The organism is Streptomyces sp. NPDC058092 (assembly GCF_042884935.1).
Classification (GTDB): Bacteria; Actinomycetota; Actinomycetes; order Streptomycetales; family Streptomycetaceae; genus Streptomyces.
The window spans coordinates 14500-28188 of sequence record NZ_JBHVSY010000038.1 but is presented as its reverse complement, the minus strand read 5'-3'; the positions used below and the strand labels follow the sequence as shown (position 1 = coordinate 28188).

Annotated in this window: 12 protein-coding genes and 1 pseudogene; 7 read left to right on the top strand and 6 right to left on the bottom strand. The window is 69.2% G+C overall.

The window, feature by feature from the left end; genetic code table 11:
• The first annotated feature begins 81 nt into the window (after positions 1-81).
• A complete protein-coding gene (locus ACFVV1_RS37740; protein WP_389999264.1) occupies positions 82-765 on the top strand; it encodes an alpha/beta fold hydrolase in 684 nt (227 codons plus the stop codon).
• Between the two features lie 74 nt (positions 766-839).
• Here the strand turns inward: ACFVV1_RS37740 and ACFVV1_RS37735 are convergent.
• Both ACFVV1_RS37735 and ACFVV1_RS37730 read right to left on the bottom strand, forming a co-directional pair.
• Positions 840-932, bottom strand: a pseudogene (locus ACFVV1_RS37735) (TIGR03086 family protein); the annotation flags it as partial.
• 48 nt (positions 933-980) lie between these two features.
• Entirely contained in the window at positions 981-2042 is a 1062-nt protein-coding gene (locus ACFVV1_RS37730) for an amidohydrolase family protein (protein ID WP_389999261.1), read from the bottom strand.
• 151 nt (positions 2043-2193) lie between these two features.
• Between ACFVV1_RS37730 and ACFVV1_RS37725 the strand changes: the two genes are divergently transcribed.
• Positions 2194-3189: a fibronectin type III domain-containing protein gene (locus ACFVV1_RS37725; protein WP_389999258.1), complete on the top strand. Its 996-nt coding sequence runs from the start codon at positions 2194-2196 to the stop codon at positions 3187-3189.
• A 62-nt stretch (positions 3190-3251) separates the two neighbouring features.
• Here the strand turns inward: ACFVV1_RS37725 and ACFVV1_RS37720 are convergent, their stop codons facing one another.
• Complete coding sequence (locus ACFVV1_RS37720; RefSeq protein ID WP_389999255.1) at positions 3252-3560, bottom strand: VWA-like domain-containing protein; 309 nt, start codon at positions 3558-3560, stop codon at positions 3252-3254.
• Between ACFVV1_RS37720 and ACFVV1_RS37715 the strand changes: the two genes are divergently transcribed.
• Positions 3495-4079 carry a DUF7008 domain-containing protein gene (locus ACFVV1_RS37715; protein ID WP_389999252.1) on the top strand — a complete coding sequence of 195 codons (585 nt, stop codon included), beginning with the start codon at positions 3495-3497 and terminating at the stop codon, positions 4077-4079. The genes ACFVV1_RS37720 and ACFVV1_RS37715 overlap by 66 nt on opposite strands.
• A 78-nt stretch (positions 4080-4157) precedes the next feature.
• Here the strand turns inward: ACFVV1_RS37715 and ACFVV1_RS37710 are convergent, their stop codons facing one another.
• Positions 4158-4361, bottom strand: a complete 204-nt coding sequence (locus ACFVV1_RS37710; RefSeq protein ID WP_389999249.1) for a DUF397 domain-containing protein — start codon at positions 4359-4361, stop codon at positions 4158-4160.
• Positions 4358-5194: a helix-turn-helix domain-containing protein gene (locus ACFVV1_RS37705; RefSeq protein ID WP_389999247.1), complete on the bottom strand. Its 837-nt coding sequence runs from the start codon at positions 5192-5194 to the stop codon at positions 4358-4360. Before ACFVV1_RS37705 ends, ACFVV1_RS37710 begins: the two co-directional genes overlap by 4 nt.
• Before the next feature lie 557 nt (positions 5195-5751).
• Between ACFVV1_RS37705 and ACFVV1_RS37700 the strand changes: the two genes are divergently transcribed.
• A complete protein-coding gene (locus ACFVV1_RS37700; protein WP_389999245.1) occupies positions 5752-6873 on the top strand; it encodes an IS630 family transposase in 1122 nt (373 codons plus the stop codon).
• Between the two features lie 21 nt (positions 6874-6894).
• Here ACFVV1_RS37700 and ACFVV1_RS37695 read toward each other — a convergent pair whose 3' ends face one another.
• A complete protein-coding gene (locus tag ACFVV1_RS37695) occupies positions 6895-7395 on the bottom strand; it encodes a GNAT family N-acetyltransferase (protein ID WP_389999242.1) in 501 nt (166 codons plus the stop codon).
• A 135-nt stretch (positions 7396-7530) separates the two neighbouring features.
• On the opposite strand from ACFVV1_RS37695, the gene ACFVV1_RS37690 reads away from it, so the two are divergent.
• From ACFVV1_RS37690 to ACFVV1_RS37680, 3 genes are all read left to right on the top strand, one after another.
• Positions 7531-11001, top strand: coding sequence for a DEAD/DEAH box helicase (locus ACFVV1_RS37690; RefSeq protein ID WP_389999239.1), 3471 nt, complete (start codon positions 7531-7533; stop codon positions 10999-11001).
• 232 nt (positions 11002-11233) lie between these two features.
• Entirely contained in the window at positions 11234-11644 is a 411-nt protein-coding gene (locus tag ACFVV1_RS37685) for an ATP-binding protein (RefSeq protein ID WP_389999236.1), read from the top strand.
• 130 nt (positions 11645-11774) lie between these two features.
• Entirely contained in the window at positions 11775-13682 is a 1908-nt protein-coding gene (locus ACFVV1_RS37680; RefSeq protein ID WP_389999233.1) for an ATP-dependent endonuclease, read from the top strand.
• The last annotated feature ends 7 nt before the right edge of the window (positions 13683-13689 follow it).

Here is a 13689-nt window from a genome sequence, read left to right as displayed (position 1 = left end):
GAGACGGGAAACGATCTTCACCCCTCCACCCTGCCACGGCGGGGGAGTGGTCTTCGCCCGTTCGGCTGTAGCGTCATGGGCATGGAAGACCAATCTGTTGTCGACGTCGGCGATGTACGGCTGGCGTATCGGACCTGGGGCGACCCCTTCGGCTCGCCCGTGGTCCTGCTGCACGGCCTCGGCGGCTCCGCCGCGAGCTGGGAGGCGGCCGGGAGTCTGCTCGGCGAGCAGTGGCGGGTGTACGCCCTCGATCTGCGCGGGCACGGCGAGAGCGACTGGCCCGACGAGTACTCCTTCGAGCTGATGCGGGACGACGTCCTCGGCTTTCTCGACGAGTGCGAGCTCGACCGGGTGGGCCTGGTCGGCCACTCGATGGGCGGGGTCGTCGCGCATCTGCTCGCCCACGAGCACGCGGACCGGGTGGAGCGGCTGGTGCTGGTGGAGACCCCGCCGCCGTTCCCGAGCGAGCCGAAACCGGCCCCCGAGCCGGAGGGTCCGGTGGACTACGACTGGGCTGCCGTCGCTCCCATCCGGGCCCAGGTGTCCGACCCCGACCCCGAGTGGGCGGCCGGGCTCGGCGAGATCGTCGCGCCGACGCTGCTGATCGCCGGCGGCCCGGAGTCCACCATGCCCCAGGGGCGCCTGCAGGACATGGCCTCGCTGATCCCGGACTGCCGGCTGATCACGATCGGGGGCGGCCACCGGGTGCATGAGGTCCACCCGGACCAGGTCGCCCAGCAGATCACGGAGTTCTTCACCAGCTGAAGGACCGATGGTACGGTCTTCGGCCCGCGCCCGCCGGGCAACCGCTCACTGTCCTGCGGAAGCGCGGCCGACGTGCCCGGCTGCCGGTCCGGGCGGCGGCCGCTCATGGCGACGGCCCGGTCGACGAGGGGCGCGTCGGCCGGGACCGGAACGGGCGGGCCGAAGATGTGTGTATCCATGAAGTGCGGACCGCTCCGGCGCCCGAAACTCATCGTTCAACGCACGACGCGCCCCCGGAGCACGATCCGGCTCGGGTGATCCAGGGCGGCCGGGTCCAGGGTCGGGTCGGTGGCGTACGCGACGAGGTCGGCGGGTGCGCCGTCCACGAGACCCGGCAGCCCCAGCCAGGACCTCGCCGTCCAGGACGCCGCGCCGAGCGCCGCCTCGGCCGACAGCCCGGCCCGCAGCAGCCAGGTCATCTCGCCCGCGACGGTCCCGCACGGGAAGGTGTCCGTTCCCGCCAGCACCGTCACATCCGCCTCGTGGGCCGCGCGCACATTGCCGAGCATGGTGTCCCAGCCGGCCAGCCACAGATCACGGCGCACGCCCGGCTCCCGGGCCCGCATCTCGTCCACGTTCGCGCCGAAGGCGCTCAGCGTCGGGACGAACGCCGTGCCCTGCGCCGCCATCCGGTCCAGCAGTGCCGGGTCCAGATGCATACCGTGCTCCAGGCTGTCTGCGCCCGCGAGTACGGCATTGCGGGTGCCCTCGGCTGTCTGGCAGTGCACCGCCACCTTGCCGCCGGCCGCGTGCACCGCCTCCACCACCGAGGTCAGCAGCGCGAGCGGTACGGCGGGTTCGTCGGCGGCCCAGTCGCCGATGACCTTGCACCACCCGGACGAAGCGGCGGCCTCCTCCACGGCCGCCTGCACCAACTCGGCCTCGCTCACATCCCGTCCGGCGCCGGGGAAGAACCGGCCGGGCGTGGCCAGCCAGCGCCCTGCCGAGGTCACGCGCGGGAGTTCGGGGTCCTTCTCCACCCAGGCGGGCATCCGCTGCGCGGTGCCCGGGGTACGCACCGCGAGTACTCCGGCGTCCCGGTGCTCGCCCAACTGCCTGCGCAGCAGCTCCTCGTCGAAGGGTGTGCCCGGCTCGAGCGCCCCGGGGTGGGTATGCACGTCGACGAGTCCGGGCAGCAGCCAGCCGCCGTCGACGATCGTTTCCGCGTCCCGGCCCGCGAGCCCGCCCGGGGGGTCGCCCGCGCGAAGCACCTCGCCATCGATCCAGAACACCCGCTCCTCGCGTTCCGGCAGCACGACCCCACGTATGCACAACATCGGCCGACCGTACGTCACCTACAGCGCTGCTGCCAACGGATCACCGACCCACGGTCACCTGCGCACACCGGAACATTGCGGAACGTTCCGGCCCACCCTCTTGTCGGCGGCCCCCGCGTCATGCGATACAGGTCTGGACCATTGCCGCCGGATGGAAGGCACGACCGTGCAACGCCCCCACGCAACCGCCGCGTTGGCCTGCTCCGCCGCCGCCCTGCTCCTCGCCACGCTCACCGCCTGCGATTCCGCCCCCGAGGCCGACATCCAGAAGCCCACGACCCCGGACCATGTGACGGCGCAGGCCAGCAGCGCCACCTCCGCGCACGTCATGTGGGAGCAGGCTGCCGACAACGAGGCGGTCACCGGCTACGAGGTCTACCGCCAGGGCGAGAAGGTCAAAACCGTCCCGGCGGCCAAGGTGATGACCGACGTCGACGGGCTGACCGCCTCGACCGCGTACACCTTCACCGTCCGGGCCCGTGACGCCGCCGGGAACCTCTCCGCGCCGAGCGCCGCCGCAACCGTCACCACACCCGCCCCGACCCCCGCCGACCACGAGCCGCCGACCCGCCCGGTGAGACTGCGCGGCACGGCGGACGGCAGCCGGGCCGCGAACCTCTCCTGGGGCGGCTCGACGGACGACGTCGGCGTCACCTCGTACGACATCTACCAGGAGGATTCCCGGATCCACAGCGTGCCCGGCACACAGACCACGGCGCATCTGACCGGACTGCGCCCCGGCACCGTCTACACCTTCACCGTCCGCGCCCGCGACGCCGCCGACACCTCTTCGCCGGACAGCAACGCCCTCGACCTGACCACCGCTTCCGCGCCGGGCGCACCCGCCGGTACCGCCCCCACGGACCTGCGGATCAGCAACCGCGTCCAGGGCGAGGAGTACGCCGTCGACCTGGACTGGAGGCAGCCCGACACAGGTGGCGAGATCCTGGCGTACCAGCTCTTCGTGGACGGCCGGCTGACCACCGCGATCGTGTGGGGCGCCACCCCGCCCACGGGCCGGGCGCACTACCGGCTCACCGTCAGCGACCCGCGCGGCACGCGCTACTCGATGAAGATCCGCGCCAAGCTGCCGGACGGGAAATGGGGAGACTTCTCCGCCCGGCGCACGGTCGTCCTCGGCGACTGAGTCGCTCACGGTCCGTCGGTCCGGGGGCGGTGGCGGCGGCGACGTCGACTGCCCGGCCGGGCTCAGCCGGTGACGCGGACGGTCTCCACCCACCTCGGGGGCTGCGGGGCGTCCGGGCCGATGAGCGCCGCGACGAGCCGGCACGAGGGGGCCTCGTCCGGCCAGGGCGTACAGCCGTCGGTGAGCACGACGACGATATTCGGGCGGTCGCGCGCCGCGAGTGCGGCGGCGATGCCCACGCGCATGTCGGTGCCGCCGCCCCCGCCCAGGGTGATCTGCTCGGCGGCCGTCACCCTGGACACGCTGTGCACATCGGCGTCGCAGGCCAGCACGGTGACGCGGTTGCCCCGGACGCCCACCTCCCGCAGCACCCCGGTAAGCGCGAGCAGTGGGGGCAGGTGTGGGACCTCCAGTGCGAAGAGGACAAGACGGGCAAGCGGCTTGAAATCCCTGCACCTCCGAGGTACGTGTCAGCCGACTTCCTGAAGGCGTCTTACTGGTCGCACCGAGGCAAGCTGGACGTGCCCGAGGAGCGGTTCATCTCCTACCCCAACGCGTCGCCGGACTCGGACCCGACGCTGTTGCTCGGCTGGGCCGGCTGGGATCACAAGGATCAGGTGCAGGCCCTGATCAACGTGATCAATGAACGTACTGAGCAAGCTGGTTGGGAGACCTCGCGACTGACCCCGCTCATCGCGGGCATTCAGGAGCTGATGCCGTGGGTGCACCAGTGGCATGGCGAGTACGACGAAGAGTGGGACGGCACCCCCGCTGAGGAGTACCAGGCGTATCTGGACGAGCAGTACGCCAAGCACGGGCTCTCGGCGGAGGACCTCACGGCCTGGCGGCCGGAGAAGAAGACCCGCGGTCGGGCGAAGAAGGCTGGTTGACCTCGCGTACAAGCTCGTGCAAGAGGACGCCCCGCCGCCGGAATACCTCGGTAGCGGGGCGCCGTCTGCCATGCATGGTCAGCCCTGCGCGGCGAACTCCACGAAGGCCGCCCAGCCGCCAGAGGTGACAGACAGGATCGGCCCCGTCTTGTCCTTCGAGTCGCGGACGTGGACGGTGTTCGTACGGGTCGCAACCTCGACGCACTCGCCGCCCGCTCCGCTGCTGTAGCTGCTCTTGAACCACGCGGACTCAGGCGTCCCCACAAGCGCTTCGGCGTTCATGTCTCTCCCAGAGATTTCTCGATGAGGGCCAGCGATTCGCGCGGAGTGATTGCCTGGGCCCGGAGGACGCCATACTGCTCCTCGAACTCCCGGACCGACCTTCGCTCCGTGTAGAGACGGCTGTCCTTGTGCGCCTCAACGTACGCGATCCTCCGCTCTTCCTTGGTCTCGATCAAGGTGAAGGCGCCAGCCATGCCCGCGTGATCCTCGCGTCGGGTCGGCATCACCTGGATCTCGACGTTGCGGTATTGGCCGACCAGGAGAATCTGCTCCAACTGGCCACGCAGCACTTCGTCCCCGCCCAGGGGACGGCTCAGCATGCACTCTTCGATCACGAAGCTGATGATGGGCCTGGGACGACGGGAGTAGATCTCGTGCCTGGCCAGGCGTGCTGCCACCCGTTGCTCGACGATCTCCTCTTCCAGTACCGGTCGCCACATCTTGAACACCGCCCGCGCGTACTCCTCCGTTTGTAGCAGCCCAGGTACGCCATGGTTGGCGTACACATGCAGCTCAACCGCCTCCGCCTCCAGCCGCGCCGCATCCCGGAAGAAGGCCGGATACTGCGCCCGAGCGACCTCCTCCTTGCTGGCCTTCAGCACCCCGCCCGCGTCCAGCAGTTCGTCCGCCTGGTCGATGAACTTCGGTTGCGGGATCCTGCGCCCCTGCTCGAACGAGGCGATGCTCGACGCCGAGTACCCCGTCATCGCTCCGAACTCCGCCCGCTCCAGCCCCGCCCGTACCCGGAACAGCTTCAAGTGCTGGCCGAACACATGCAGGATGCCCGACCCGACCTCGTACTCATGCTCCGGCTGCTGTCGCTGATCGTCCACGTCCCACGCCTCCGTAACGTCCCGCGTCGCCCTACCTGCCCCGAACGTCCCACCTACGCATCGGCCAACGCGGCCCACTGGGGCCGGTCATGCCCCGCACCGCGTACAACCCGCGCGCGGACGCGTACAACAGTGACCCGTCGGCGCGTCTCTCCTGGTCAACGGTATGCACGTGCCGAGATCGTTTACTGGCTGAACCGAGCAGTTCCCCCAGATGTGCGCACCCTGTTGCCGCCCGGCGAGGAGTGTGAAGTGCGCATCGCGCAACTCGTCCCTCGACGGACACGTAATCCAGGCCATCCAGGGCGCGTTGCCCATTCAGATAGCAGCCCCGACGACTCGAAGCAACGCCTGGGCCAGCTCGATTCCTGACGGTCGTCCGGCTCCCCGTTCGCCACCAGCAGCGCAGCGGACACCGACTTGAGGTCGCAAATGCGCCAACGCGCACTCCGCACCGCGCACGGAGCTGGCTAGTGCTGTGACCGCATAGGTTCGCCGGGTTGGTGGTCGGGGCGGTTGGATGGGCGGTGACGTCCGATCCGAGCGGTGGAGGTGCGGTGGCCGAGCCTGTCCGTGTGCGCAGACTGACCGACCAGGAGGGGCAGAAATTGCAGCAGATCGTGCGGCGAGGCAGCACCAGTTCGGTGCGCTACCGACGCGCGATGATGCTCCTGGCCTCGGCTGGCGGGAACCGGGTCCCGGTCATCGCCCAACTGGTAGCGGCCGACGAGGACACGGTGCGCGATGTGATCCACCGGTTCAACGAGATCGGCCTGGCCGCCCTGGACCCTCGCTGGGCGGGAGGCCGTCCCCGCCAGCTCAGTCCTGACGACGAGGACTTCGTCGTCGCGACGGCCACCACCCGACCGGCCAAGCTCGGCCAGCTCTTCACCCGCTGGTCGATCCGCAAGCTCGTCACCTACCTGCACCGTGTGCACGGTCGGGTGATCCGCATCGGCCGCGAGGCGTTACGGTGCCTGCTCACGCGACGCGGCGTCACCTTCCAGCGCACCAAGACCTGGAAGGAGTCCCCGGACCCCGAGCGCGACGCCAAGCTCGACCGCATCGAGCACGTCCTGGAGCACCTTCCAGACCGTGTCTTCGCCTTCGACGAGTTCGGCCCGCTCGGGATCCGGCCCACCGGCGGCTCGGGATGGGCAGCATCCGGCCACCCCGAGCGACACCCCGCGACCTACCACCGCACCCACGGGGTGCGGTACTTCCGCGGCTGCTACTCGATCGGCGACGACACGCTCTGGGGCGTCAACCGCGGCAAGAAGGGCACCGCGAACACCCTGGCCGCGCTGAAGTCGATCCGCGCCGCCCGCCCCGACGGCGCCCCGATCTACGTGATCACGGACAACCTGTCCGCCCACAAAGGAGAGAAGATCCGCGTCTGGGCAAAGAAGCACCGGGTCGAGCTGTGCTTCACCCCTACCTACGCCTCTTGGGCCAACCCGATCGAGGCCCACTTCGGGCCGCTGCGGCAGTTCACCATCGCCAACTCGAACCACCCGAACCACCCGGTGCAAACCCGTGCCCTGCACGCCTACCTGCGCTGGCGCAACGCCAACGCCCGCCACCGCGACGTCTTGGCCGCCGAACGCCGCAAGCGCGCTCGCATCCGCAGCGAGAAGGGCATCCGCTGGGGCGGACGCCCGCTCGCCGTGGTTGCATGACCAAGCGCGCCGGTGATCTACCTAGCTGTTCGTCAGGTCCTTGGCCAAGACCTGTTCGCTGCCCGTGCCATCAGGCAGAAGGTCACCCGGCACACCGGTGTCCGTGAACCCGTGGCGCTCGTAGAGAGCGGCAGCCCTTTTGTTGTCCGGCATCACAGACAAACGCAGAGACTTGGCACCTCGCTCTGCAGCCCACCGGGCAACCTCCCGGATCAGGCAGTCGCCGACCCCTCTGCCCCGGTCCGCGGGACTGACCCCCATCGAGATCAGCTCAACGCGGTCTTCTGCATGCTCAACTGGAACGCCGCTGGCCATCCCCGCAGGACGACCGTCAACTACCGCAACGACATTGTGTGCGCCGGGAATCTCCAGACGGGCACGCCAGCGGTCTTCGCGATCACCGGCTCCCTGCCACTGGGCAAGCGTCGACCCGAACGCGTAGGGCGCCTCCGCCAGGGCTGCCTGCCGCAGTTCCCGCCAGATCGGCCAGTCGTCTGATTCCAAAGTGCGCAGTTCAAGCATGACGCAGACCCTGCCGTACTGACGGAAGCAACAGCAACGGGATAACGTCCGATCTTCGTGCCAAACCGGTGAACCTATGCGGTCACAGCACTAGGGTGATCGTTCCTGGCGGACCGGAACGAGGGGGCGGGCCGTATGGCGGCGAGCAGCGAGCGACGGCGCAGGGCGGACATCGTGCGCTACTGGCGCGCGGTGGAGATGTTCAGCCCGCAGAAGGTGGAGAAGACCTCGCCGCCGAAACACATGTATCCCGTGGAATCCGGGCGTCCTCTGCCGTGGGAAGAGGGGCATCCCGTACGGCGGCGGAACCCGGGCCGGAACATGGTCAGGCAGCACACCGTCTACTGCGGCGTGTACCCGGTCGCGTCCGTCCGCGATGTCCTGCTTGATGTCTTCGGCAGCAGCGAGGAGGACCACGACGGCCGCGTGGACGGTGACAGCGCTCTGCTGGCCTTCGAGGTCACGGACGAGGGGCTGTTGGTCCAGGACTCCATCACCTTCTCCGCGTGTGCCTGGGCGGTGGGGCGCAGCCGTAAGCCCGGCCCGGAGACCCAGGGATGGCTCGACGGCTTCGAGGCGGAGGCCGACGAGTGCGAAGGTGTTGTGCTGGGCGTCGGCGACGGCAAGGTGACGATCGCGGACACGGTGCCGGGGCGGCGGCAGCGGCCTTTCGCGGGGTTGCTGTGCGAGATCACGGTCGGCGCGGTCGGCGGCGCGTTGAACGCCGTGCTCGGACCGGTGCTCGGTGACCTGGCGGTCGGTGCCCTCTCGGGCGCCGTCGATGCAGTGGCCGACGGCGGTGCCAGGCGCTCCGCCAGGCGTGAAGACAACGGGGCGCTGGACGAGAGCCCGTTGGACGAGGGCGACGCAGCCGATGCGGGGGACGACGACGAGGCTCCGCCCCGGCTCGGGGAGAAGCCGCTGACCGTGCGTGACCTGTCGGCCGTCACCCGCTGGGTCGCAGAACAGTTCGGCGTCACCGACGACCTGCGGCCGGAGACGATTCGGGTCCAGTGCAAGTCTGTGTCCCGGCGGAAGGCAGGCCGGTCGGGAGGGTCGGACTTCCTGAACAGCTTCATAGCGGCGGACCTCGGTCTGGTCGCGGGCAGCCTCAGCAAGGACGAGCCAGGGCCTGCGCTACGGGACTACCTGACCGCCTCGACCGCGCTGCGCGGCCGTACGCGAACCGACGTCAGGGACGAACCGGCAGCAGTCATCAACGGGGTGCAGCCGGCCCTCTTCCCGCTCGGACGATGGCCGTCGAAGACAGAGCATCCGCTGGTGCTGAGCCAGCAGTTCGCGGTCAACCGAATCGTGGAGCAACTGGCCGACGCCGACGGGTTGTACGCGGTCAACGGCCCGCCCGGTACGGGAAAGACCACGCAGCTGCGGGACCTCATCGCCGCCGTCCTGGTCATGAGGGCGGAGCGGCTGTCCGAGCTGCGGCGGCCCGAGGACGCGTTCATCGGCCAGGCGCACCGCTGGAGCACCGGCACGTACCAGCGGTCCGTGGCGTCGCTCAAACCAGAGCTCGCGGGTTACGAGATGGTGATCGCGTCAGCGAACAACGGCGCCGTCGAGAACGTTTCCAACGAGATCCCCGCGCTCGAATCCGTTGCCGAGGAATGGCGGGAGGAGGCGTCCTTCTTCCCGGAGCAGGGACGGCTTGTGCTCGACGGCGTACCGGCGTGGGGGACCCTCGCCGCAAAGCTCGGCAACAAGGGGAACCGTTCGAACTTCCGCAGCACCTACTGGTTCGGCCCTCCCCGCGAGGAGCGGGCCGAGCGTGGCGAAGGCATGCGGGACGTGCTGAGGGCTGCTGCGTCGCGCGGCGGCGACCTGGCGGCATGGCGGGAGGCAGTGGCCCGCTTCCGGGAGGCGCGGCAGACGGTGCTCACTCTGCGGGATGAGCGACAGCGCGTGGATGACGCGCTCATGGACTTCAGCCGCGCCGAGGCGGCCGTCACCACTGCCCAGCAGTCAGTTCAGACGGCCCAGCAGGACCTGGAGGAGCTCCGAGCGCCGGCTGTCGCGGCCCGTGTGGCCCGTAGCGCAGCGCACACGGACCTCGCGGGCCCCGCCGGCCGCAGGGCGGAGCACCGTCGGCACCGTCCCGGCCTGACCGCAGGCATCTTCACACTCGGCGCGGCGCGGCGCGATTGGCAGGCGGAGGACCAGCGGCTGGCCTCAGCTGAGGAGACGGCTCGGACCGTGTACGAGGAACGGGCGCAGGCGGCCGCCGCGTACGACCGAGCCGAGGGCGCGGGCAGGGCGGCTCTGAGTGAGGCCGAGCGGGCCCTCCATGTGGCGGAGCGGCAGCTCGCACAGCTCCAGCTCACCTTGGAGACGGCGGTCGAGCGCTGGGAGGCGTATCTGCCGCTCATCGGGACTCAAGGTGATCGTGCTGAGGAGGAGGCGAGGGAGCTCTCCTCGCCCTGGTCCGATCCGGAGTTCACCCGGGCCCGCACACGGCTCTTTCTCGCCGCGATGGATCTGCACCGTGCGTTCATCGAAGGCGCGGCCGACCGTATGCGCAAGAATCTCGACGCCGCGATGGACGTCCTCTGCGGCGACGCTCCCAAGACCCTGAAGCCGGAGGTGGTGCTGGCGGCCTGGCAGAGCCTCTTCCTCGCTCTGCCCGTCGTCTCCACCACATTCGCCTCACTGGACCGGATGTTCACGGGGCTGGGGCCCCGGTCGCTCGGTTGGATGCTGATCGACGAGGCCGGCCAGGCGACCGCCCAGATGCCGGTGGGTGCCCTGTGGCGGGCGCGGAGAGGAGTCATCGTGGGCGATCCGCTGCAGCTGGAGCCAGTGGTCACGCTGCCGCACACGGGTCAGCAGGCCCTTCGCCGCACCTTCGGTGTGGCTGAGGAGTGGGAACCGTCCCGCACCTCGGCACAGCGCGTCGCGGACCGGCTGAACCACTACGGCACCTGGCTGCCCGCACCCCAGGGCTCGGAGGACGACCAGGTGTGGGTGGGGTCGCCTCTGCGCGTGCACCGGCGCTGCGACGACCCGATGTTCACGATCAGCAACGAGATCGCCTACGACGGGCTCATGGTGCACGGGGTGCACCGGGACGACGATTACGCGGTGGCCAGGCGCGGCGTGTGGTGGCCGGTCAGCGGCGGGCGCGCACCGCAGGGCAAGTGGACGCCGGAGGAAGGGGATTGCGCGAACGTCATCGTGCACCGACTGGTCGACCAGGGCCTTGATCCCGAGCGTGAGCTCTTCGTCATCAGCCCGTTCCGGGATGTCGTGGCCGGACTCCGTCGCAGCCTGTGCCAGGTTGTCCCGCGCGACAGGGTGGGCACCGTGCATACGACCCAGGGGAAGGAGGCCGACGCAGTGCTGCTGGTTCTCGGCGCGGGCGGGGACAAAGCAGGCCCGCGAGCCTGGGCGGCCTCTGCCCCGAACCTGCTGAACGTCGCGGTGAGTCGCGCTCGTCGGCGGCTGTTCGTCGTGGGTGACCACGACGCATGGCGTGGACACCAGCACTTCGACGTACTCGCACGTCAGCTGCCGTGCATCTCGGAGGCCGAGCAGGCGGCCATGCGGGAACTCGCCCCGACGGCGCTGGCCGAAGGCTGCCGCTGCCGATAGGGGAGGGCGCAGTCCACCCGGGGTGGCGGCCGAAGCGGGCCCTCTGTGCCGAGCCCGAGCCCGTCACGCTCTGTTCCGTGTACAGCGCGCACTGACGCGTACAGCCCGTTCTCGTCCGCGCGTCCGCCCTGGTCAACGGTATGCCGGGGCCGAGATTGTCGTCGTCACGAGCCGAGCGACTACCCCAGAGGTGCCCGTCCAGCAACCGGCGGCACCCGTACGCGAATTCGCCATGCAGTTCACTTCCACTCCACGCGGCGCCCGGCTTGCTCGGCGCCTCGTCTCGCACCGGCTCGACGAGTGGGGTTACCCCTACGACTCCACCCCCAACGAAACCTTGACCCTGATCGCCGCCGAGCTGGCAGCGAACGCCATCCGTCACGGCCACGTGTCCGGACGCGACTTCCACGTGAGGCTCATCGAAGGCACATCCGAGGCAACGACGGTTCTCCGCATCGAGGTTGCTGACACCCGCACCGAACGGTGCCCTTCCCCCGAGACGCCCACTCCGCCGGCTACCGACGAGGAGTCAGGTCGCGGTCTGTTTCTCGTCTCGCAGCTCGCCGACCGCTGGTGCGTGGCACCCCGTGTCGGAGCCCCGGGCAAGAGCGTATGGGCGGAACTCGAACTCAATCACGGGTAGTTCCAGCCGAGTTGGCCGACGAAAAATCATCTGATTCTCAGTCACTCTCGTCGCTAACATCATGATTGTCACAGTGGGCCCATCCGGCTCACCCGAACCACTTTCCAGGACGACCGTGAAAATCAAGCGCGTGCGCGTAGAGAACTTCTGCTGTCTGCACAAGGTGGACATCGCCTTCGAGGAAATCACCTGCTTCATCGGCCCGACCGGTGTCGGCAAGTCCACCGTGCTGCGCGCACTCGACTGGTTCTTCAACGGCGAACGTTCGGTCTCGCTGAGCACGGACGATGTCCACTCGGCGGCCGACGGCGAGCGTATCTCCGTCGAGGTCGAGTTCGACGGGCTCACCGCTCACGACCGCGATGCCCTCGGCCGATACGCACCCGAGGGCGCCGAGACCGTCAGCGTCTGGCGGACCTGGGAGGCGGGGGACGACAAGATCACCGGGAAGGCTTTGGCCTACAGCCCCTTCGAGGAGATCCGACGGCACGCCAAGGCGATGGACAAGCGCCGGGCGTACAACGATCTCCGCGAGAGCGACCCCGGGCTCGGACTGCCCCCGGCCGGGAAGGCCGAGGCCGTTGACGAGGCCATGAACCTCTGGGAGCTGGCGAACCGGAACCGGCTCACTGAGACCGAGATCGAGGGGACACACTTCTTCGGGTTCGCGGGGCAGAGCAAGCTGGCCGAGCTGATCGACTTCGTCTTCATCTCGGCCGATCTCCGTGCCTACGAGGAAGCTGACGACTCCAAGGCGACGGCTCTCGCCCGCATCCTCAATTACTCGGTGGACCGTTCCCAGGCGAACGCGCAGCTCGGTGAGATCGAGGATGCCGCTCACCTGGCACGCCAGAAAGTGCACGCCGACGTCTACGGGGCCGTGCTCCATGATTTGTCGGCTGCGTTATCGAGGGAGGTGGCGCAGTTCACGACCGGTCGGGACATTGTCGTCACCCCCACTGTGCAGGCGCCCAGGGCCTCCAAGACCGTGTTCGAGGCGAGTGTCATGGATGGGGCTGCCAAGACGTCCGTGTATCGCCAGGGGCACGGCTTCCAGCGCGCGCTGATCATCGCGACCTTGAAGTACCTGGCCGAGCAGCGACGCGCGGACGGAGGGACGCGCACGCTCTGCCTCGCTGTCGAGGAGCCTGAGCTGTTCCAGCACCCGCCGCAGGCAAGGGTGTTCGCGGAGGTGCTGCGCGGGCTGGTCGCGTCGTCCGTGGAGGGTCGGACCCAGGTGATGTACGCGACGCACAGCCCTGTGTTCATCGACCCGGAGGGCTACCACCAGATTCGCCGGCTCAGCCGTGAGGTGGTGGAGGCGCATCCGGTCACCAGGGTCTGGCAGGCATCCGAGGCCGAGTTGTGTGCGTCGCTCACGGGGCTGGTGGGCGAGGATGCGATCAAGCGGCGGACGGGTCCCCGGCTGGCGGGCTCGCTGGCCGAAGGCTTCTTCGCCCATGCGGTCGTACTCGCCGAAAGCACTACGGACGGGGCCGTACTCACCGGCTGCGCGGAGAGGGCCGGAGTGAGCCTCGGCGCGGAGGGGATCACGGTCATCGATGTGACGGGGAGGGACAACATCCTTCTCTGCCACGCGATTCTCAGCGCCCTCGGAGTGCCGTGTCATGTGATCTTCGACGGTGACGCCGGAATGCTGGACCGTAAGACGGAGTCCGTCCAGCACCTGGATCCTGCGAAGCGGGAGGAGAAGGTACGGGACTTCGAGCGGCAGGCGCGGAAGCTCGCTGACAGCAACGCGAGCCTGCTGGGCTACTTGGGAGCTTCTCGGACGCCCTGGCCCTCGACCGATTCGGCCGCGAGGTACACGGTGTTCGAGGACGTCCTGGAGACGTCCCTCTCGGAGCAATGGCCGGCCTGGGGCGCTCGTCGGCAGGAGCTGATCGACACGGGGGACGGGGCGCCGGACAAGAATGCGGCTACGTACCGTGAGGCCGCCCGAACGGCGACGACCGGGCCCCCGTACGTTCTCCAGGCGGCCCTGGAGAACGTACGGGCCTTGACCAGGGCCTTCTGACTCTCCG